The organism is Rossellomorea sp. y25 (assembly GCF_038049935.1).
In the GTDB taxonomy this organism is placed as follows: domain Bacteria; phylum Bacillota; class Bacilli; order Bacillales; family Bacillaceae_B; genus Rossellomorea.
This window is the reverse complement of sequence record NZ_CP145886.1, coordinates 2,213,784-2,234,842: the sequence shown is the minus strand read 5'-3', so window position 1 is coordinate 2,234,842 and position 21,059 is coordinate 2,213,784. Positions and strand designations below refer to the sequence as shown.

Below are 21,059 nucleotides of genomic sequence, written 5' to 3'. Positions count from 1 at the left end.
TACGTGCTAATTCTTGATGATTCTCAACTATTTGAGAAAACTTACATTAATCTCGTAATAAACATGGTAGCAATCCCAAAATAGATCATAAGAGACAAGATATCGTTGATTGTTGTAATTAAAGGACCGGAAGCTACAGCAGGGTCAACATTAAACTTGTATAGAATCAGTGGAATAATTGTACCTGCCAACGTTCCAATAACTAGTGTGATGAGTAAGGAGCTCCCTACTACTGCACCCAATATGACATTTCCTTGCCAAACAAATGCAATGATGGATATCATCACCGCGCATGTCACTCCAATGATGATGCCAACCGATAGCTCACGGATGATCAGCTTCAGCACTTGCCCGAAATCTAAGTCATTTGAAACCAGGCCCCTTACGACTACAGCAAGTGATTGAGTTCCGGTATTGCCCGTCATACCAGCAATCATGGGCATAAAGAAAGCGAGTGCCACGACTTGCTCTAGTGTTGCGGAAAACATATTTATAATGCTTCCTGAAACGAGTCCAATGAATAATAACAGAATCAACCAGGGTAATCGACGATAGGCAGCTACTAATGGTTTGGTATTGAAGTCAATTGATTTTCCTGAAGCTGATAACTTTTCTATGTCTTCATTTGCTTCTTGAATGACCACATCGATAATATCGTCAACGGTAATGACACCAGCCAATTTCCCATCTTCCTCAATGACCGGGATCGTAATGAAATCATATCGACTAATCATTTTTGCTACTTCTTCCTGGTCAGTATAGACATCTACTTTTACCACTCTGCTGTACATAATCGTTTCAATTTTATCCTGCAGTTCCCCTAGTAACAAATCTTTGTAAGAAATAACGCCGATTAGTTTCTTTTCTTCATCGATCACATACAGGTAGTTAAGGTATTCAGCCAATTCGGCGAAATCCTTCAGTTTATCAACCGCCTCACGGACTGTATAGTCCTTTGGAATCCATACATAGCGGTTGTTCATTATTCTACCAGCCGTTTCTGGGGGGTAATTCATTAAATTCATAACGACTTGAGATTCCTCTTGATTCATCTCTGACAAGAGTTCTTCAATCTTCTCAGGTTCAAGGTCTGTTAATAAAGTAGCCAGATTATCGTTTTCCATTAAGTCCAGGACTTTGGTTGATTTTTCAATTCCCAGCTTTTGTAACACCACTAATTGATTTTCTTTATCGATTTCCTGAATGAATTCAGTTAATTGCTCTAATGTTAAAAATAATAGGAATTTGTTTTGGTGTTTAGAAGGTACATTTGAGTATTGCTGAGCTATGTCATAAGGCTGCAATTCTTCTATTATTTCGAGAAACGCATTTTTTTTACCGTCTTTGAGGCTTTGGATAATGGCAAGTGTGATTTCATTTTCAGTCATCGACAACGTCATATGTTTACTCCTTGCTATAGAGTTTATTGCTGCTCACCTTAACACCTTTTCATGTTTTTGATTTGGATTAACTTACATTGACCTATTGCAATGAACGACTCCTTTGTTTGTATGCTCTTTTCACTACCAAAATTAGAAATAATAATAATGGAATATATACCTGAAATGGCATATGTACATATAACGGAACAACTTTCAGTCCTATTTGTAGATGCTGTGTAAACCCTTCAGCCATAAAAACCGAGCTTGAAAGAAGGGCTGTACCGGTTAGCACTAAAAAGAATTTTTGCTTCTTGATTCGAAACAATCTCTCAAACCCGTACATTCCTGCAAAAAAGAAAAGGGTGATTTTAAAATAGACACCTATAATGAAAATCCCCAGGGCGATAGGATCTAAACGTTGGATTATTTGGGCAATATTCACTTTTTCTATTGCTTCCATAAGGGGGAATTCTGTGTTTTTTCCTATAGTTGGCCCGAGTACACCTAAGATGACACTCATGGTTACGATGAGTACTGTACCACTAAATATTACTGCAAAAAGCCCTGTCTTCAATACCTTTTCCTTTCGATTTAAGAATGGGAAAATCATTGTAAACACGATTATTTCGCCGAAAGGGAATGTTAAAGTTAAGGGAAATGCTGTTTTTAAAACGGGAATCCAGCCTTGCTCAAGTACAGGCTGAAGATGCTCCAATTGCGGGAGGCGATCGATAAATACGAATATAAAAAACAATGAAGCGAGGATCGTTAAGATAATGAAAAATATATTGCCTGTTCTCGCAATAACCTCGATTCCTAAGTAGTAAGCGTATACCACCAAAAGTACCATGAGTAAATTGATCACCATTAATGGTGTTTGACTAAGTGTGGTTGTGATGAGGAGGTCTCCGAAATCCCGCAATACCCTTCCCGCAATGTAGAAAAAATAAAGAATATACATAAAAGCAATAACTTTTCCAGGGTATTTCCCTACTATCTTTTCCACATATTCGGTTAGTGGAAGATTGGGATACTGTTTAAAAAGGTATTCATACAAAAGGAAAAGAATGATTCCCCCTATCATCGCCAATAGAATCACCAACCATGCATCCTGATTTGCATCAAATCCTAGTCCGACGATGATTGAACTTCCCAATTCAAACAAGAAAATCAATACGAATAACTGGGTTGAATTTATTTTGTATGTTGTGATATGACATCCCTCCCTTACACCCACACAGTAAAAAGATTACAACTACTCAATAACTAAACGTTTCTTTCGCCTTGTTCAATGATGTGTATTACTCTTCTCTTAGTTATAACCTATCTTTTCATGTTTTTTTCTTAAGAATGCAACAATCAATAGAAGCAAAGGTAATAATACGCTAAATGTACTGTCATAAAAAGGCCAGTATTTTGAAATCGTATCATTAAAATAGGCTGCATTTGGAGAAATGACGATTGAAAGTACAGTGATAATCATACCCATAGGATAGAGGAGTACCTTGTATTCCTTTATTCTTACAATTTGGGCTAATGCTACGTTCAAAATATAAAAATAGAACGTAATCTTATAATAAGTGGTTAAAATCCACATGACGGCTAATATCACTTCTATCCTTTCCAAAAAATCACCAATCCTGATTATTTTGGCTAAAGCAAATGTAGGATAAAAAGACCTTTGTGTAAGATCGTATCCCAGAATTAGAATCGTAAAAGCAATGATAATGACTAATACAAGCCCCCCACATAAAGAACCTATGAGAAAGCTTTTTCTGATCTTTTTTTGATGATTTACATAGGGTAATACCATTAAAAACACTACTAACTCCATAAAAGGGAAGGCCACCACTGTAAAGGCACCGTTAATGACGGGTTTTATCCCGCCCTCAAGAATAGGCTGCACATTCTTCAAATCAATTAATGGAACAAGTGCTATAACAAATACTACAAATAGGAGCGTAAAGAAAAAGAAAAAAATTTCTCCTGATCTCGCAATCACTTCGATACCCAGTCGTGCCCCCATGACGATAATGACTACAAATAACAGGTTAACCATTAACACAGGTGTATTAGTCATGATATGTGTTGTTGTAAAATCCCCGATTTCTCTTACATGTGCTGCAACAGAAAGGAGCGGGTAAAAAATAAATAGAATCGAAACAACAATTCCAGGCCACTTTCCAAGGATTTTTTCGTTATATTCCACTAATGTTAAATGAGGATATAGTTTCCCTACCGTACCCAATAAATAGACGACAAGTAAACCAATTAGTAATCCGAGAATCGCTGATATCCAGGCGTCTTGTTTAGCTAATGCAGCTGGTATTGCAGGTAATACCAGAATAGAATCTCCAATGGTAATGAGTGTTACAAGTATAGTAAACTGAGGAAGATCTATTTTTTTGTTATCCAAAAGAATTTACACCTCATTTACTATGAATTTAACATCGACGTGAGCAAATCACTGAAAGGTTTATATACAATGCTGAGTACGTCCAAGGGATTTGGGATACTGATATTTAAACATCTTGCTATGCTTAATCCAACTCCTATAACGAGTAGAACAGAAAATACCCATAGCTCTCTTTTAGCTTTATTTTTTAAAAGGGAAGGTACTTCAGCCATAATAATGAGGATAGCTACAATAACAATTCCCAGCGTTGACCACATTATGGTCACTCCTTCATTTCAGGTAAAAATGAGTTTCCTATCTTACCTAAACGGCGAATTTTTATATCAGCTTTCACATTCACTTCAAGGTCTGTGAAGTGTTTTTCATTCCAATCCTTTTTAAGCTTTTTCCATAATTCAGGGTCAGAACGATGAATGATATCCCCGAATCCGAAAATATCCACTCCGAAATCTTCCTGAACCGTTTTGATTGTTCCTTTAGTAAGTTTTATAAAACTTTCCTCTGCTAGCTTCTCTAACTCATAAATAGTTTTAGGTTTTGTTAAATCAATGGCACATTTCACTTCCCCTATATTTCCTTCTGCCTCGATCGAAACATCAATCTTGGGTATTCCATTTTCTACGTCTCCTTTCACTTTCGTTTTTGACTGTATAACTTCGAAATTCAATTCCCCTTCACTCGGACACTGGACATTAGCCACCGTGTTTTTTACATTATCCATTATGATGTTATACCCTCTGCTCTGTTCCTCGTTTAACCATCCCAACATTCGATCTCTCTTGAATACCGCTATTCCGGAATATTTTAAATAGGCTGCAGGATCAATTTGTTCAATGTTCTGAACATTATCTCCAATAGAAGGATCACCAATAATTTCAATACCTGTCAGTATAGGACTCTTTCCTTCTGTCACCAAGCTCCGGATAAGTTCATGTAAGGTAACGGAAGTTGTTGGTGCCCATGTCTTCTCTGAAGTTTCCAGAGAAGACAGCATATTATTTGAGGGTATTTTCTCAATTGTAGTTAACATAGATAATATATTCTCAGCAGTCGTGTCCTTGGCAATGACGATATAGAAATCCGTCCGATATTCATGGTCCCTTGCATAAAAATCCAACACTTTCCCTATTCCTTCTTTGGCCAGTTCTTCCCCGATGACAAGGATTCGGAGATGAGAATGATAAATCTTTCTCGGACTGACGGTCGTTATTTCCCGCATTGCTTCAAATACGGTTTCTTCTGTCCCTGTAAAGAGGGTTACGGGTATTCCAGAAGTCGCACCTGCTTTTAAAGCAACTTCACTTGGAATAACAATTTGTGTAGATACTTTGTATTTATCATCCTCTTTATCGATTCCTTGTCCTACACTTATGGCCAGTTCATTTAACTCAACCCGGTTCCAACAACCTGTAGTAAAAAGAATCAAAAGACAAATGCAAAGGAGAGTTATTGTTTTCCCAATCATCTAACAACCTCCATCTATCATTTATTGATTATCTGGCGGGGTTGGAGCCGGACTATCTTCGCGATTCACATTTTGCTGATTCATTAAATGTGGACGTGAAACCAATCCCCAGTGAGGGAATCTGAATAGGGAATCCTTTTGATCTTCAACATTGAACGGCCCAAAAGGACTCATATAAGGAACGCCGAACGAACGTAAACTGCATAAATGGAGTATCATTGCTATAAATGCAGCGGTAATCCCGAAAATACCAAATGACGCAGCCAGCCCCATAAATATAAAACGAATCATCCTGATGGAGATACCCATATTGTTAGATGGTACAACGAAACTCGCGATTGCTGTAATAGATACTACAATGACCATTGCAGCGGATACGATTCCCGCTTCTACCGCTGCTGTTCCAATGACCAATGTGCCAACAATCGAGACGGCTTGCCCGATGGCTCTCGGCATTCTTATACCGCCTTCCCGTAATATTTCAAACGTCACTTCCATCATTAGTGCTTCCACAAAAGCAGGAAATGGAACACCTTCACGCTGAGATGCGAGACTAATAAGGAGTGGGGTGGGTATCATTTCATGATGATACGTAGTAACAGCAATAAAAATTGAAGGAGCTAATAAAGCAATAAAAAAGCTAATTAAACGAAGAAAACGTATGAGGGTACTAAAATCCCACCTTTGATAATAGTCTTCAGCAGCTTGGAAAAACTGTGTGAATAATGAAGGCACCACTAAAACAAAGGGAGTACCATTTACCAAGATGGCTACACGTCCTTCTAATAGGCAAGCGGCAACTACGTCTGGGCGTTCTGTGTTATATATTGTAGGGAATGGAGAGAATGTCTTATCTTCAATCAATTCTTCAATATAGCCGCTTTCTAAAATCCCATCGATCTCTATTCGATCAAGACGTTCTCTTACCTCTTCCAGCACTTTGTCATTGACGATCCCTTTAATGTACATAACAGATACCTGCGTTTTTGTGACTTTACCAATCCTTTTAGACTCTACCCAAAGATTATAATCATTGATTTTTCGTCTTATCAAAGCTGTATTCGTCCGTAAAGACTCCGTGAACGCTTCCCTCGGACCTCTAACAACAGTTTCCTGAGTGGCTTCTGATACCTCCCTGTCCTTTCCTCCACTTAAATCAATCGTGACTCCTCTCTTAAATCCATTCATTAATACGATGACGTGCCCAGAAAAGAGTGAAGAATATAATGTCTCAAAGTCATTTAAATCTTGAATATTTCCAACAGCAACAACAGAATCTCTCAAACGATCCACCAAATCCATCTCAGAATGATCATTTATTTCATAATCAAAATCGATCATAAGAGATTCTAAGATAAAATCATTGATTGATTTTGTGTCAACAATTCCATCTGTATAAATGATTCCTGCATCCATACATCTTTCTTTTCCTATTTTAATTTTCCTTATGACTACATCATCACTATTTCCAATTGCTTTTGAGATGGAATGTAGATTTTCTTCTAGGTTTGCATGTAATTGATTCACTTTTGAGGAATCCTCGTTTATTGTGGAGGTCGAATCTATCTTTTCTTCCTTATTAGTTTTTGAACTGCGTCGCATGAATTACACCTGACTTTATGTACAAATTTTCAACATGTTTCGGCAAGAAAAATCTTACATCATTTCTCTTAATAAATCACAAGCACTTTGAAAAAAACAACCATATCTTCATCGCATGAAACTTTCTATTCTTTCCCATTTATCATGCTTATTTATTTCTAATTTATTCGTATGCTCGTACCCTCATTGTAAAATTCAGCATGAGTATAAATATAAAAGGTGGGGCTTCATTATAGAAGCCCCACCTTTATCATCCAACGTTTTAAACTGATAATATTCCTCTAAGCTCATCTTCCGTGATGGAAGAAACGATTTTTTTATCAGGATCGATCACCTCTTGAATGAGGTGTCTCTTTTTTTCTTGCAGCTCATTCATTTTTTCTTCAATGGTGCCGCGGGCGATGAGCTTGATGACTTGCACCTCATTTTTTTGACCCATGCGGTGGGCTCTATCGGCTGCTTGCTCTTCGACAGCAGGATTCCACCATGTATCATAGAGGATGACGGTATCGGCACTTGTTAAGTTAAGTCCCGTACCTCCCGCTTTCAACGAAATAAGGAACAGGTCGCGCTCGCCTTCATTAAATCTGTTGCACATGCCTACCCGCTCTTCAGAAGGAGTTGATCCATTAAGGTAAAAGAAGGTCTGTCCCTTCTCCGAAAGCTCTCTACCGATGAACTCAAGCATTTTAGTAAACTGTGAAAAAATCAATACCCTTCTGCCTGAAAGCCTTGATTCTTCCAAAATCTCCATGAGCTGAATAAATTTAGCCGATGTTCCCTCGTAGCCCTCGACAAATAAACCTGGATGACAGCATATTTGTCGAAGCCGCGTAATACCAGCCAGAATTTTGATTCTGTTTTTCCTCAAAGTATTTTTATCCAAATGCTTAAGTGTATCGTGACGTAGCTTGGCTAAATAAGCAGCGTACAATTCCTTTTGAGGAGGCAGCAGTTCCGCCGATTCCATGATCTCCTGTTTTTCCGGAAGTTCTGACAAGACATCCTCCTTCATCCTGCGCAGGACAAACGGGCGTGTTCTTTTGGCGATATCTTTTTTTGTAAGACGACTATAATCTTTAAGCCCTCGAAATAATCCCGGAAATACTACGTGAAAGATTGACCACAACTCTTCGAGTGAATTCTCAACAGGGGTGCCGGTTAATGCAAAACGGTGATTGGCTATAATCTTCTTTACACTTCTTGCAGTTTGCGTTATTGGATTTTTGAACGCCTGAGCCTCATCATAAAACACCGTGTGAAATTTCTGTTGCTCGTACCACTTGATGTCACTTCGAAGTAACGGATAGGAAGTGATGATCACATCGACATCCTTTAACCCTTTCTGCTTCTTCCTTCGTTCTGATTGATTTCCATCCAGAATCACTGCTTGTATTTCAGGAGCAAACTTCATAAATTCACTTTGCCAGTTATACGTGAGGGACGAAGGACAAACAATCAGAACCGGAAGTTTCAGCGTCCTAATCTCTTCTAACTCCGAAACGATATAAGAAATGCTTTGAATGGTTTTCCCTAACCCCATATCGTCGGCTAATATCCCCCCCAAACCATAAAAGGCCAGCGTTTTCATCCATAGATAGCCGGTTTTTTGATAATCCCTCAAAAGTGTGTTCAAGTTTGGTGGAACGGAAAACTCCATACTGCCGGGGTTCATGATATGTTGTAGGAACTCTTTATATGATTCCCCTAATTTGAACGTGTGGCTCACATCAACTGAATCCAGTAGTTGAAGACTTTGATGCAATGGCAGCTCAAGTCCCTTGATTAAATCATTTTTTTCCGCTTGTGACGTATGAAGAAATCGCTGGATGTCTTGAAACTCATTGGATTCCAGTGACAGAAGAGACCCGTTTCGCATCCGGTAATATTTACGTTTTTCTTCTAATGCCTCAAGGATCTCCATGATCTGTCGGTCAGGAATCCCATCCATTTCAAACTTGAATTCCAGCCAGTTCATTCGTTCTTTCTTCACCTTGACCTGGATTTTCGGACCTTTATTTCCTTTAAAGACACGGTTTCTCACTGCTGTAGTTGCATAGATTTGGACAAGCTTCTGAACCTTCGCCACACCATAGGTTAAAAACTCATATTCTAAATCTTCATTGTGTAAAAAGTAACCGCCTTCTGTTTTTCCAAAAGAGAACTCTTCCATTAATTCAAGGATGGCATCTTCTTTTTCAACATCCCTGATTAACACAGAACTTGAAGGGGGTTCCCTATTTTCCAACGGGTAAATCACTACATTTTCGTAATGAAATTCAAGTCCGGCGAGCAAGCGATTCTTCACCCGGTCAAGATACAGCTTTGCAACAAGCGGTGCACTTTCCAACTTTCTGGAAATGTCGTCCGAGATTGTTACCTCTCCCAATTTCTTTAATCCAATCGCTACTTTCTCTAGAAAGACGCCTATTTGGGTTTGAGGAATGGGAATCGAGTCTGTTCCTGATTCGGTGAGAAGTCGCTTTAATTCGGATAGACGCTTGCAATCCCTGGTGTCCAGTTGGGTCAATGTTCCTTTATGAAGAACGGCTTGATATTCATCCAGGACGACCATATTGTTTAACCCGGTTATGTGTAATCGATAGCTTCCATTCTCAATTTGACCAAATTGGAACTTTAATGGAAGCGGGGTCCTCAATAGTTTGATCCCCTCAACTGTGTCCTGGCTTTGCTCTACTTTGACCCCTGGCGCCTTTATAAGTAATGGTAAAAGCCGCTCCCATGATGATGGTGGTATAAGTAATTGTTCACTATTGTTCATTTCAGACGAAGAGTATATTGTTTCTTCCTGGGACACTTTTATAAGCTGTTGAATCACATCATCGGTTTCGATTGCAAAGCAATGAAGTTGTTGATTGAAAATAAATGATTCTGAAAGATGAAAGGGAACTCCTTCTTTAATGCTCTGAAGAAACTCTCTAACCTGTTGAACCATGATAGAGTGTATCGTTAATTCAATCCCGATCATAGCTCCACCTGTTATTAAGGTTACAGGCTTAATCATTATTTCACATTGCAAAACTTGTCTGTTTTCAAAATGCCTCTGGTGACCAGTGGATCGTATGGGTTCATCGTGAAACAAGGTGAAAAATTCTTCTGTTACTGCCCGTTCTTGGCTATTTCCACTACGTTGCTTATATTGAATGGCGAGTAGGACAGCTGCGATATGTTGACAATCTTTATCGAAAGATGCCAGTTTGGGGCAGCTGCACTTTGCTTGGATTTCTCCATTAGCTCCCCCTGTAACGGTTACGTGGAAATCTTCCTCTCCCATAACGGTCGCTCCACAATAATTTGAACTGAACTCGACTATCTTGACTTTATTAGAACGGTAATAGCCCACTCCCCTTTTGAAAGAAACGGTACCGCATCGTTCTTTTATGAGTTTTTGTTGTATGACCTTCAATTGTCTGGTTCCTTCCTGGAAATGTTTATATGTATGTTCCCTGATTGGATTTCTTCAATATTCTTATGATAACAACAATAGGCAAATTTAGAAACAGTACATCATCGATTGCTATTTTAATAGAAACGTATATTCCCGAGGTGATCTACATAGACTATAAGGGAAGCGATCCGACAGAAAAAAAAACCGAACTATGAGGCCAGTCATAGTCCGGAAAAACTTATAAGGAGCCCTCTACTTTTCAATATGATTCAACAACGAAATGATGAAACTTCCTGCTTGAAATATGAGCATGAAAATAAAGTAGTTCTCCACCGTCCTCACCCCCTTCTAGAGGAACGCTCGAGTAAAATATTTGTCCCCTGTTGATATGTATGTAGGATAGACTCAATTCATGCGTTTTTTTGTTGTGAATTGGGTATACGGTCAGAAGGAGGAACTCCCGGATTATCTTTTTACGGATAATCCGGGATTTTTTTCATTAGTTAGGAGGTTTTTGATGAATTTTTATTGGATGAGTCGTAATCTTGTTGAAATCGACTCTTTTGATGAAGTTTTGTTAGCTGGATTAGTGAATGAGAAAATTTTATCAGCGAAATTTTCATTTTATCAGCGAAATCCAAAATATATCAGCGGAATCTTCATTTTATCAGCGAAACCCAATTTTATACCTAAACCACACCCAAAATACCATCTTTTTAATGAAAGTTATGCTTACATAATATTTTCTATTGCATATGGAGACTTTTTTATGTAAATTAGTCAAGTATGTTTAATAGGAGGTATCATCATGAATCAAATACAAAATACTCAGCGAGTTCAAATAGCATCAGCCGATCCATCTGCTATTGGACTTTTTGGACTAGCTATGGTTACTCTTGTCGCTTCTTCAGCGAAACTTGGATGGACGGATGGAGTTTCATTTGTATTACCATGGGCAATTTTCCTTGGTGGAATTGCACAGCTGATTGCATGCTTTGGAGATGCAAAACATAATAATACATTCGGATTCACTGCATTTGGAGCATTCGGCTTATTTTGGCTTGGAGTAGGAACATCCTGGTTAATTTCATTCGGTGTGTTTGGAGATGCAGCGGCTGCTGCAGTCGATCCACGCCAACTGGGGATTGCATATATCGGCTATCTGATTTTCAGTATTTTCATGACCGTTGGCGCCATGGAAACACATAAGGTCTTGTTCATTATTTTTGTCCTGATTGATTTCCTATTTATCGGGCTTTCGCTGTCTACACTTGGAATTGCACCTGAAGCCATGCATAAATTAGCGGCCATTTCTGAGTTGTTCATTGCATTATTCAGCTTTTACGGCTCTGCTGCAAGTGTGTTGAACACCCACTTTGGGAGAGAAACACTTCCAGTAGGAAAGCCATTCGGGATATTTAAGTAACTGGAAAAAGAGATAGATGAAATGCTCATCTATCTCTTTTTCCATTATTTTTTCAATACGGGAATCAGGATGCCGAAATGAGGCTCCTCTAAATCCCGGTCACTGGGGGTATCTTTCATGCTTGATGGGAAGATCATCGAAATATTCAACATTCGGTTCTCTATAAGGTTGGTATTCGCTCTCTTTGAACCATCGATAAATACGATGATACGTATGGCCCATATCTTCGCTTTTTTATGGTGGGTCCTTTCCCTCCTCAAACCCACTCCACAAAAAAACACCCATCCAGGCGGTCACTTCATCTGGCTAACCCTCTCTCAAAAGCTGCTAAATGATTCTGTGAAGCATCTCTCAATTGTGTAAAAACAAACCTTACATCTTGAGGAAGATTGTAAGTCAGGAATTTATTATACATAGCTATATTATCAATTTCACCCTGTACTCCTGCTGCGTATGCACTCTTAATCGAATCTGGAGTTAAAGTATAAGCTTGAGAATGATCTTCAGGCAATGACACACCATAGCGCTGGAATAGGGTTTGCAAAGCTGTAATATGTCGCAGCTCGGCTTCCTTTATTCTTAAGAAGGTTCGAACATTACCGAAATTCTGTATGATTCGATCGTATCTAGCCTGAGCGAGATATTCGTCCTGCAAGGCATAAACGAGCATTTGAGGAACAGTGAGTGAAGTTGCCTCAAGTGCTCCTTTTGCGCCGTAATTCATCTGCCTCTCCTGTCTCCAGCTTCCTTGGTTCTTGATAAAGTAAAACAAAAACCAAACGGCATGATTCTGTTCATCGGCAGCAGCACGACGGAATGTTTCCTTAATATAGGTATCTTTGGCTCCATCGGCAATCTCTAAATAGAAATCAACCGTTTCTTGCTCGTCTTTTATGGCAAACTCAAGACCTTTTTTGTATGAATCAGGACAACCTTCTTGCAATTGAGGAGTGGGCGGGACTCCTGTTATATTCGTATAGATATCACTGAAAGCTTTGAAATGGCGCATTTCATCATTTCGGATTTCTCGAATGCGATTTTTCTCTTCTTCGGTTGGCGCCAATTTAGCAAGTTTTTTATAACAAGCGATCGCACTATATTCTCCGTTAATTGCCTTTTGTATATCTTTTATCAGTGAATGATTCTCCTGAACCCGCGAGTAACCATCTAAATAAAAAGGTTTGAATTGACGATAAAATTGATAAGGATTCATATAGAAAGACACCTCTCTTTTCGGTCTGTCATTAAGTATCTTATGACTTCAGCCTAAATCGGGTGTCTGGATATTTTCACTTTACCTCTTCTTATGTACTACTTCATACGCCTCCAGAAGATCTTTCACCAAAATATTATTGATCCTCATTCCCTCCGTCTCACAATCTATTAACCTAACATCATTCAGATTGCAACTTTTAAAATGGCTTCCTTTAAGATCACAGCGCTCAAAACGTACAGGTTCACCTTCTTCTCCAAGAGTCGTGTCATGAACATACACGCCCCCTAAAGACACATGGGCGAATTCACTATGTGAAAAATTCAAATCAGCAATCAGGGATTTTTTAAAATTAATATTTTGAAAGCGGGTTTCACTGAGATTGCAATTGCTAAATTGAGCTCCCTTTAGGTTACTGTTGCTGAATGTTAAGTGACTGCCGTTGATTCCATAGAAATCCGTCTCCGTCATATTGCTCTGTTCTACTTGCAGCCGAGAAAGGTTCCCTTGTCTCAATGTATCACCTTGAATGAGAATCTCCCTCGTATCAACTTCTACTGTAGCATCGACTTGGATACATTTCTCATAACAGAATTCATCTTCTGATTCAAAGATTTTCTTGTACCCCATCTTCTCATAAAAGGCATGATTATTCAGCTGCCGACTGGATGTCTCAAGTTCCCACGATATTACCTGTGGAAACTCCTCTTCTATTAATCTTATCGTAGAAGAACCAATTCCTTTCCCCTGGAAATCCGGATCGACAAAAATCCGATCGACTCTCGCACGGTGCTTTCCTGCCAATGTGACAATCACGCCTCCCACAAGCTCTTCTTGATATAGGATTTTGAAATAATCCAATTCACGGATCATATACTTTCCCATCTCTATGGAGTCGTAGCCAGGTGGCTGAATATTGTAATCGACGACATTCTCTGCATATGAAAGCCATCTTTCCTTTTCAGCATTGAACACTTTTCTCTTTATATCTGTAAGGATTTCTGCATCTTCTATTCGTGCTTTTTCTATAGTGATTGTACTCATTTTGTTTCTCCTCTTTATCTCAAATTAATTGGTCATTAGGTAACAGATCTGCATTGTTTTTCAAATAACGGATTGCCCCCTTCATTTCTTCTCTTCGAATTTCAATATATGGAAAATTATAACTTAAATATTGCGATTCATGAAGAGGAGAACGGACAATTATCTCAACTACCTATTGTTAAGGTACGCAATTTAGAATCTGCGTTGAAGTATATTGGCTTTCATTTAACCGAAACCCCGACTCATTGATTTGAAAGTAGATCTTCGCAAACTCTCTTTATTACCATATCAATAAAAGAAGTTTAAGCCCTGCGTTAGAAAACGAGGGCTTCATTTTTATTTTTGACAACATTCTTTTTTCACATTTTCATCTTTTACTTCAACCAACTTCACTTTGCAGCAATCCTTCTGTTCTTTCTGACCCATCAAACTCTTTAACCATTTCATATTGACCACCTCCTTATATAAAGTAAAATAAGAATCCCGACATAGTAGACATCATGAGGACAGAGCCAATAAATGCGAAGACAAGCTTTTTCTTAAAAATGCTATGGAGTAAAGTTACCTCAGGAAGGCTAGCTCCAGCTGATGCAATCATTAGGGCCATTACTGGTCCCAGTGCCATTCCTTTAGCAACGAGAATTTGCGAAATGGGAATCATTGTAGAAAGTCGGATGTATAACGGAATTCCGATAATCGCAGCTATTGGCACAAGCCACCAATTCTCTCCTCCTAAATAGGTTGTAATCCATTCTGTTGGAACAGAACCGTGAATAACCGAACCGATCCCTGCCCCGATAATAAGAAATGGATAGACATTTCTCATAAGTGTGAGTGTTTCTCTTATTGCTTTCTTAATGTCGATACCACTCTCAGGGGCTGAGAAATTTTCTACCATGACATTTTTTAGTTGTCTTTCAAATCCAAATGCACTCAGCGCAAATCCGATGATAATAGAAAAAGAAGTGGTTAAAATCGTATAGGCAATGGCTACTTTCCAACCCAGTAGGTAGGTCATCAAGGTCAATATCGTTAAATCCAGAACAGGTGAGGCAAAAAGAAAAATCATCACAATGGGAAATCGGACTTTGTTTCGCAATAGATTTGCGACAATAGGGATTGTTGAACAGGAGCAAAATGGTGTGACGAACGCAAAACCAACAGCAATCAGAGCACTCAACAGAGGATGGCTTCTATCCATCAATACCTCCATCCTTTTATAGGGAACAAATCCTTGCAGTAGATGAATAACAAAGGAAATTCCGACAAACAGCACAGTTAGTTCAAGGGCAATACTGATGAAATCTTTTAATATAGTCATTTTGACTACCTCCATTTTGTTTAATCAAATTTTTTTGATTAAATATCGAATATTATTTATCAACTTTTTTTGATTAATAAATCGAATTAAAACAATCTCTTTCTCAAAACATCTGCCTTACCCTAAATCAATTTTTCTTGATTAATTAATCATAAAGAGATTGAGCATCTTATTCCTTCCTAAACAAACAGCAAAGTTGTTCTGATAACAAGTGATTCAATTCAGTGTGATTTAATGTATAGTAACTCCACGTGCCACGCGTTTCTTTCAAGATCAACTCAGCTTCCATTAAAACCTTCAGATGGTAGGAAAGTTTGGATTGGGGTAAGTCTAATTTATCCGATAAGTCACATACGCACACTTCTCCCATTTCAGTAATTTGGTGCAGGATAAATAACCTTTTTTGATCTGCAAGTGCCTTGAATTTTTTTTCGTATTTACTGAAGGTTGAATCCAGTGATATATTTTTTAATGGACTTTGTTTATTCATGCTATCTGCTCCTTTTAAATCAAATTTATTTGATATATCCTCACTATATGCAAGAACTTCCATTAAGTCAACTAATAAATCAAATATATTTGATTTATTAAAAAATTTGAAAGTCATCTATTCTTGCTGATTAGACGACTTTCATACGGAGTTACATTATTCTCAGCTTTTTATACTTCCTCTTCCCTACCTGCACAATCATCCCTTCTTCAATCTCTACTTCTAAATGCATATCCAGTACCTTTTCTGAATTGATTCTGATTCCTCCATTTTGAATCATCCGCCGCGCTTCACTCTTTGAAGCTTGCATATTCAGCTCAACAAGTAAGTCGATAATGGACACTCTACTTTCACCTGTCCACTTTATCTCTGGAATATCATCAGGCAGTGCTCCTTTTTGAAATATTTCCTTAAAATTGTTTTCAGCTTGCCCGGCTGCTTCTTCGCCGTGGTACATGGACACGATGGTTTTTCCTAAACGTATTTTGGCATCTTTGGGGTGGAGTGTCCCTTCGAATAATTCCTTCTCTATTTTCGATTTCTCATCTAAAGATAAATCCGTGATCAGGTTGAAGTATTTCATGATCAATACATTAAATTGTTGATCCGTCCCGCCAAGCTCCACATCACTTTCTAATGCGACGGAATCGTATCCTTGCATTAACGGGTAGAAAAACTCATGAAGAGAGACTGGCTTCCCTATTGACAACCGATTAGAAAAATCGTTTCTTTCAATTAATCGAGCAACCGTGATCTTCGATGATAAATGAATCACATCTTCAAGATTCAACGATGACAGCCATTTGGAATTGTAATGAAGCTCTACCTTCTCTTTGTCGAGGACTTTACTAAATTGCTCAAAGTAAGTTTGGGCATTTCTCTTCACCTCTTCATCAGTCAGCTGCTTCCTTGCAACAGACTTGCCAGTTGGATCACCGATTTTACCGGTGAAATCCCCGATAATAAGCTGAATTATATGACCGTTTTCTTGGAACCGCCTTAATTTGTTCAGAACAACCGTATGACCCAGGTGAACATCGGGAGCCGTTGGGTCTAGACCCAGCTTGATTTTCAATGGTACTCCTGTTGCAATTGACTTGACTAGTTTTTGCCTTAATTCTGCTTCTGGAATGATTTCATGCACTCCATTTTTGTAGACGGTTAACTGCCTTCCTACTTCTGCCTGTTGTTCTTGTGAAAGTGAGTCCCATTTGTGTTGCATGATCATTCCTCCTTGAGTTTGAATGAATTAATGTGAGTTTGGTCGAGTTCGCTGATATATCCTGGATTTCGCTGATAAAACGAAAATTCCGCTGATATATTCTGATTACAGACGACTAATTTGTGACTTCGCCGTTATATTTCCGATTTCGCCGTTAAAACGAGAATTTCTACGTTATTTTTCACATGTGGCCATTATCCACTCTCCTCAACTAAAAATCACACCAAAAAACCACGCCCCTAAAAAAAGGGACGTGGTTAACGCGGTACCACCCTAATTGAAGATTTCTCTTCCACTTCATACGGATAACGGACCGGCCGTTCTCTGCTACTAATGGTTCACAGAGAATGTTTAAGGAGGTAATTCGCGCTTATCTTTGTACTGATTCCCACCAGCCATCAGCTCTCTTCACCAGGGAGATAAGTCACTACTCGTTCCTATCATGACATGTAAGATTATGAATTTTCATTTATTTTACAGAATAATGCCATAAAATACAATAATTATTTTTTATTTTTTATCCCTTCACAATACCCATTACAAACCCGTCGTAGCCTTTAGATCCGACGGTTTGAACAACCGTTGAATCAATACGGGGCTCTTTAGACAACATATCAACAAAGTGGCGAACACCTTGAACACTTTCATCTTCACTGTTTTCATCGATTACTCTTCCATCTCGTACCACATTATCTGTAATGATCACAGCTCCAGGTTGAGAAAGCTCGAGTGCCCATTTTAAATAATTTGCATTGTTTTGTTTGTCTGCATCAATAAAAATGAAATCAAATTCACCTTCAATAGTCGGCAACGTATCCAAGGCAGCACCTACCTTAATTTCCACCTTTCGATCCATTCCAGCGTTTTGTATGTTTTTTGCAGCGACTTTTGCATGTTTTTCACTATATTCCAAGGTTACAAGATGGCCGTCCTCTGGCAGTGCACGGGCAAGCCAGATCGTACTATAGCCACCAAGGGTCCCGATTTCCAATATTCGTTTCGCTCCTTTAAGCTGTGCAAGCAATGAGAGAAACTTCCCTTGATTCGGAGAAACATCGATTGCAGGCAGTTCTGCTTCACTATTTGCTTTCAATACCGTGTCCATAAGTGGATCTGATACTTGAAGTTTACTCGTAAAATATTGATCTACTTCTGTCCATGCATTTGTTGATGCCAACATCATCACTCCTTAGTATGTATCATTCATAAATAATAATAGCATAATTTACCATATAAATATTTATATCATGTAACTTTTTATCTCTCAAAACAAAGTTTACCTTAATGAAATCATCCTATTCGGGCATAATAACCAAAACAATTTGTCTTGGAGGGTTCATTCTTGCATACCAATGAACAGGCATTATCCATTTTTGCACTTGGTGGAATCAATGAAATCGGAAAAAATATGTATGTCATACATCATCGTGATGATATTGTCATCATTGATTGTGGAGGTAAGTTTCCTGATGAAAGTCTTTTGGGAATCGACTTAATCATTCCTGATGTCTCTTATTTGGAGAAAAACAAAGATAAAATTCGTGGGTTAATCGTCACGCATGGCCACGAGGACCACATAGGCGGCATTCCTTATCTTCTAAAAAAAATGAACATGCCTATTTATGCTACACATTTCACCCTGGGACTGATCGAACTAAAATTAGAAGAGCATAGGCTGATAAGAGATACAAAACTTGTAACCATCGACTCAAATTCAAACCTGAATTTCGGAACAATCGATGTTTCGTTCTTCAAGGTCAGTCACAGTATTCCGGATTGTTTAGGTATCGTATTTCATACACCGGAAGGAAATGTCGTACATACTGGAGACTTTAAGTTCGACTTAACCCCTGCCAATCATCAATACTCAGACATTCATAAAATGGCGAGGATCGGTGATGAAGGAGTGTTAGTTTTGCTTTCTGAAAGCACGAATGCGGAGCGCAGCGGCTTGACCCCTTCTGAACAAATGGTGGGGAACCACATGGATGAAGCGTTCTTGAAAGCCACTGGAAAGATCTTCGTCTCAACCTTTGCTTCCAATGTCAACCGGGTCCAGCAGGTAGTAGATGCTTCCATCAAGACAAACAGAAAGCTGGCATTATTAGGAAGAAGCATGATCAATGTGGTTTCAGTAGCCATGGAACGCGGGTATTTATCGGTGCCTGACGGGATGCTGATAGATGCCCGTGAAATTGATGCATTACCTCCCGAAAAGGTAGCGATTTTATGTACAGGAAGTCAAGGTGAGCCTATGGCCGCACTTGGTCGCCTATCGACTGGAAGCTTCCGGGACGTATACGTTTATCCAGGTGATACGATCATTCTGGCTGCTTCACCTATACCTGGAAATGAAAAGGACGTATCTCGAATTCTGGATAATTTGTTTCAACTTGGTGCCAACGTAATTTACGGAAGTGGAAGCACAACAGGCATGCATGTATCAGGACACGGGTATCAAGAAGACTTAAAACTCATGCTCACATTAATGAAGCCGACCTATTTCATTCCTATACATGGTGAATACCGAATGCTGCATCATCATCGAATACTCGCTGAATCGGTAGGAGTAGAAGCAGGAAATACTTTTATAATAAAAAACGGTGAAGTCGTCGATATTCAGAATTCCACTGCCCGCCAAACCCGTGCCATTCCTGCAGGGGATACCTTTGTAGATGGCTTAAGCGTCGGAGATATCGGATCCATAGTTTTACGGGATCGAAAACAACTTTCTGAAGATGGAATGCTTATCATTGTCATTACCCTTAGTAAATCGGAACACACGATTATTTCTGGACCTGATACCATTTCAAGGGGATTCGTGTTTGTACGAAACTCAGAAGACCTCTTAAAGGACGTAAACCATCTCGTCAGGAAAGTAGTAGATGAATTGTCTGCAGAAAATATTCGGGACTGGAAAGAAATGAAACAGGCAATCAAAAAAGACGTAGGTCAATACCTATTCAAACATTTGAAGAGGAAACCAATGATTTTGCCAATCATTATTGAGGTGTAGTTGGAACTGCCGGGTGCTTATTTGCCTGGCAGTTTTTAATAAAAAAAGCACCCAACAAAAGTCAGGTGCTATCCGATCGATTATTTCGCTGCCTTGTTTCCTTCATAAATCTTCACATCTAAAGGAGCCGCTAAATACTCCGGTGCTCTCCCAACAAATGAAGAGAAATGCTCACTCGCATTGTGAGTCTCAACGGCAGCAGCATCCCTCCACACCTCTACCATTGTATAGACACTTTCTCTTTCAGTATCTTTCATCAAGTCATATGAAATGTTTCCCTCTTCTGCTCTCGATGCTGCTACAAGTGGGCGAATCTCTTCTAAAAATGCTTGTTCTTTGGTTGGATTAATTTGAAATTCTGCATGAATAATAATCATATACTTTCTCCTCTTTTCTTATTTTTATTTCCATTCTGTGATGGACTCTACTGGCAGGCGAACAGATTTGTAGCCTGCATCTGCCGCTTTTCCGATTGAAATCAGCATGACTGGATAGTAACGGTCTTTGTCCATACCGTATGCTTCAGCAATTTGATCTTTTTCATATCCACCAATCGGATTTGTATCAAATCCGTGAGCACGTGCAGAAAGCATGAGCTGCATGGATACTAAACCTGCGTCGATGAGGTTCATTTCCCTGAACTGTTCAGTTGTCATCATTTGTAGTAATCCTTTAATAGATGGTAGCTGTCTGTCTCTTACTTCTGCAGGCATATACCCTTCTTCTACTGCTTTATTGTAAATCTCATCCGCATAGTCAAGGCTGTTCATATCTACAAATACCGCAATCACTGCAGATGAAGTTTGGACTTGCGTCTGATTGAATTTCGCAAGTGGTGCAAGTTTTTCTTTCCCTTCTGGACTATCGATGACTACAAAACGCCATGGCTGCAAGTTTACAGATGATGGTGCAAGAGTGGCTTCGGTTAGTATCTCTGTCATTTCTTCTTTACTGATTTTCACAGACGGGTCATAATTACGGATGGAACGGCGCCCTGTGATGATTTGGTTAAAATCATTGATTTTTGTTTGATTCATGATGCATTCTCCTTTA

Annotated in this window: 19 protein-coding genes and 1 other annotated feature; of the genes, 3 read left to right on the top strand and 16 right to left on the bottom strand. The window is 38.9% G+C overall.

Going from position 1 to position 21,059, the window contains the following annotated elements:
• Positions 1–41: 41 nt before the first annotated feature.
• The 7 genes from mgtE to AAEM60_RS11055 form a co-directional block, all read right to left on the bottom strand.
• On the bottom strand, positions 42–1,400 hold the full coding sequence (gene mgtE, locus AAEM60_RS11085) for a magnesium transporter (RefSeq protein ID WP_299741236.1): 1,359 nt from the start codon (positions 1,398–1,400) through the stop codon (positions 42–44).
• Between the two features lie 82 nt (positions 1,401–1,482).
• Entirely contained in the window at positions 1,483–2,619 is a 1,137-nt protein-coding gene (locus AAEM60_RS11080; protein WP_341357924.1) for an endospore germination permease, read from the bottom strand.
• Positions 2,620–2,694: 75 nt separating this feature from the next.
• Positions 2,695–3,798, bottom strand: coding sequence for an endospore germination permease (locus tag AAEM60_RS11075; protein ID WP_299741234.1), 1,104 nt, complete (start codon positions 3,796–3,798; stop codon positions 2,695–2,697).
• Positions 3,799–3,818: 20 nt separating this feature from the next.
• Positions 3,819–4,055: a hypothetical protein gene (locus AAEM60_RS11070; RefSeq protein ID WP_299741233.1), complete on the bottom strand. Its 237-nt coding sequence runs from the start codon at positions 4,053–4,055 to the stop codon at positions 3,819–3,821.
• Between the two features lie 5 nt (positions 4,056–4,060).
• Complete coding sequence (locus AAEM60_RS11065) at positions 4,061–5,263, bottom strand: Ger(x)C family spore germination protein (protein WP_341357923.1); 1,203 nt, start codon at positions 5,261–5,263, stop codon at positions 4,061–4,063.
• A 21-nt stretch (positions 5,264–5,284) separates the two neighbouring features.
• Positions 5,285–6,790 (bottom strand): spore germination protein, encoded by a 1,506-nt coding sequence (locus tag AAEM60_RS11060; protein ID WP_341357922.1) that lies wholly within the window; start codon positions 6,788–6,790, stop codon positions 5,285–5,287.
• Between the two features lie 337 nt (positions 6,791–7,127).
• Entirely contained in the window at positions 7,128–10,292 is a 3,165-nt protein-coding gene (locus AAEM60_RS11055) for a DEAD/DEAH box helicase (protein WP_341357921.1), read from the bottom strand.
• Positions 10,293–10,791: 499 nt separating this feature from the next.
• Here AAEM60_RS11055 and AAEM60_RS11050 point away from each other — a divergent pair, with 499 nt between their 5' ends.
• The gene (locus AAEM60_RS11050) at positions 10,792–11,049 is read left to right on the top strand and encodes a hypothetical protein (RefSeq protein WP_341357920.1); all 258 of its coding nucleotides are present in this window, start codon (positions 10,792–10,794) and stop codon (positions 11,047–11,049) included.
• Positions 11,050–11,082: 33 nt separating this feature from the next.
• Entirely contained in the window at positions 11,083–11,700 is a 618-nt protein-coding gene (locus AAEM60_RS11045; RefSeq protein ID WP_299741228.1) for an acetate uptake transporter, read from the top strand.
• Positions 11,701–11,744: 44 nt separating this feature from the next.
• Here AAEM60_RS11045 and AAEM60_RS11040 read toward each other — a convergent pair whose 3' ends face one another.
• The 7 genes from AAEM60_RS11040 to AAEM60_RS11010 all read right to left on the bottom strand — a co-directional run bounded on the left by AAEM60_RS11040 (position 11,745) and on the right by AAEM60_RS11010 (position 18,173).
• Positions 11,745–11,960 (bottom strand): hypothetical protein, encoded by a 216-nt coding sequence (locus AAEM60_RS11040; RefSeq protein WP_299741227.1) that lies wholly within the window; start codon positions 11,958–11,960, stop codon positions 11,745–11,747.
• 38 nt (positions 11,961–11,998) lie between these two features.
• Positions 11,999–12,913, bottom strand: a complete 915-nt coding sequence (locus AAEM60_RS11035; RefSeq protein ID WP_299741226.1) for a ferritin family protein — start codon at positions 12,911–12,913, stop codon at positions 11,999–12,001.
• A gap of 81 nt (positions 12,914–12,994) precedes the next feature.
• Complete coding sequence (locus AAEM60_RS11030; RefSeq protein ID WP_341357919.1) at positions 12,995–13,957, bottom strand: GNAT family N-acetyltransferase; 963 nt, start codon at positions 13,955–13,957, stop codon at positions 12,995–12,997.
• A 460-nt stretch (positions 13,958–14,417) separates the two neighbouring features.
• Positions 14,418–15,278 (bottom strand): permease, encoded by an 861-nt coding sequence (locus tag AAEM60_RS11025; protein WP_299741224.1) that lies wholly within the window; start codon positions 15,276–15,278, stop codon positions 14,418–14,420.
• 169 nt (positions 15,279–15,447) lie between these two features.
• Positions 15,448–15,768, bottom strand: coding sequence for a metalloregulator ArsR/SmtB family transcription factor (locus tag AAEM60_RS11020; protein WP_299741223.1), 321 nt, complete (start codon positions 15,766–15,768; stop codon positions 15,448–15,450).
• A gap of 151 nt (positions 15,769–15,919) precedes the next feature.
• Positions 15,920–16,990, bottom strand: coding sequence for a tyrosine--tRNA ligase (gene tyrS, locus AAEM60_RS11015; RefSeq protein ID WP_341357918.1), 1,071 nt, complete (start codon positions 16,988–16,990; stop codon positions 15,920–15,922).
• A gap of 244 nt (positions 16,991–17,234) precedes the next feature.
• Positions 17,235–17,443: a binding site (T-box leader), on the bottom strand.
• 64 nt (positions 17,444–17,507) lie between these two features.
• Positions 17,508–18,173 (bottom strand): O-methyltransferase, encoded by a 666-nt coding sequence (locus AAEM60_RS11010; RefSeq protein WP_341357917.1) that lies wholly within the window; start codon positions 18,171–18,173, stop codon positions 17,508–17,510.
• Positions 18,174–18,332: 159 nt separating this feature from the next.
• Between AAEM60_RS11010 and AAEM60_RS11005 the strand changes: the two genes are divergently transcribed.
• Positions 18,333–20,006 carry a ribonuclease J gene (locus AAEM60_RS11005; protein ID WP_299741221.1) on the top strand — a complete coding sequence of 558 codons (1,674 nt, stop codon included), beginning with the start codon at positions 18,333–18,335 and terminating at the stop codon, positions 20,004–20,006.
• 80 nt (positions 20,007–20,086) lie between these two features.
• Here AAEM60_RS11005 and AAEM60_RS11000 read toward each other — a convergent pair whose 3' ends face one another.
• Positions 20,087–20,383, bottom strand: a complete 297-nt coding sequence (locus AAEM60_RS11000) for a putative quinol monooxygenase (protein WP_341357916.1) — start codon at positions 20,381–20,383, stop codon at positions 20,087–20,089.
• A 24-nt stretch (positions 20,384–20,407) separates the two neighbouring features.
• Positions 20,408–21,043 carry a nitroreductase family protein gene (locus AAEM60_RS10995; RefSeq protein ID WP_299741219.1) on the bottom strand — a complete coding sequence of 212 codons (636 nt, stop codon included), beginning with the start codon at positions 21,041–21,043 and terminating at the stop codon, positions 20,408–20,410.
• Positions 21,044–21,059 lie beyond the last annotated feature (16 nt).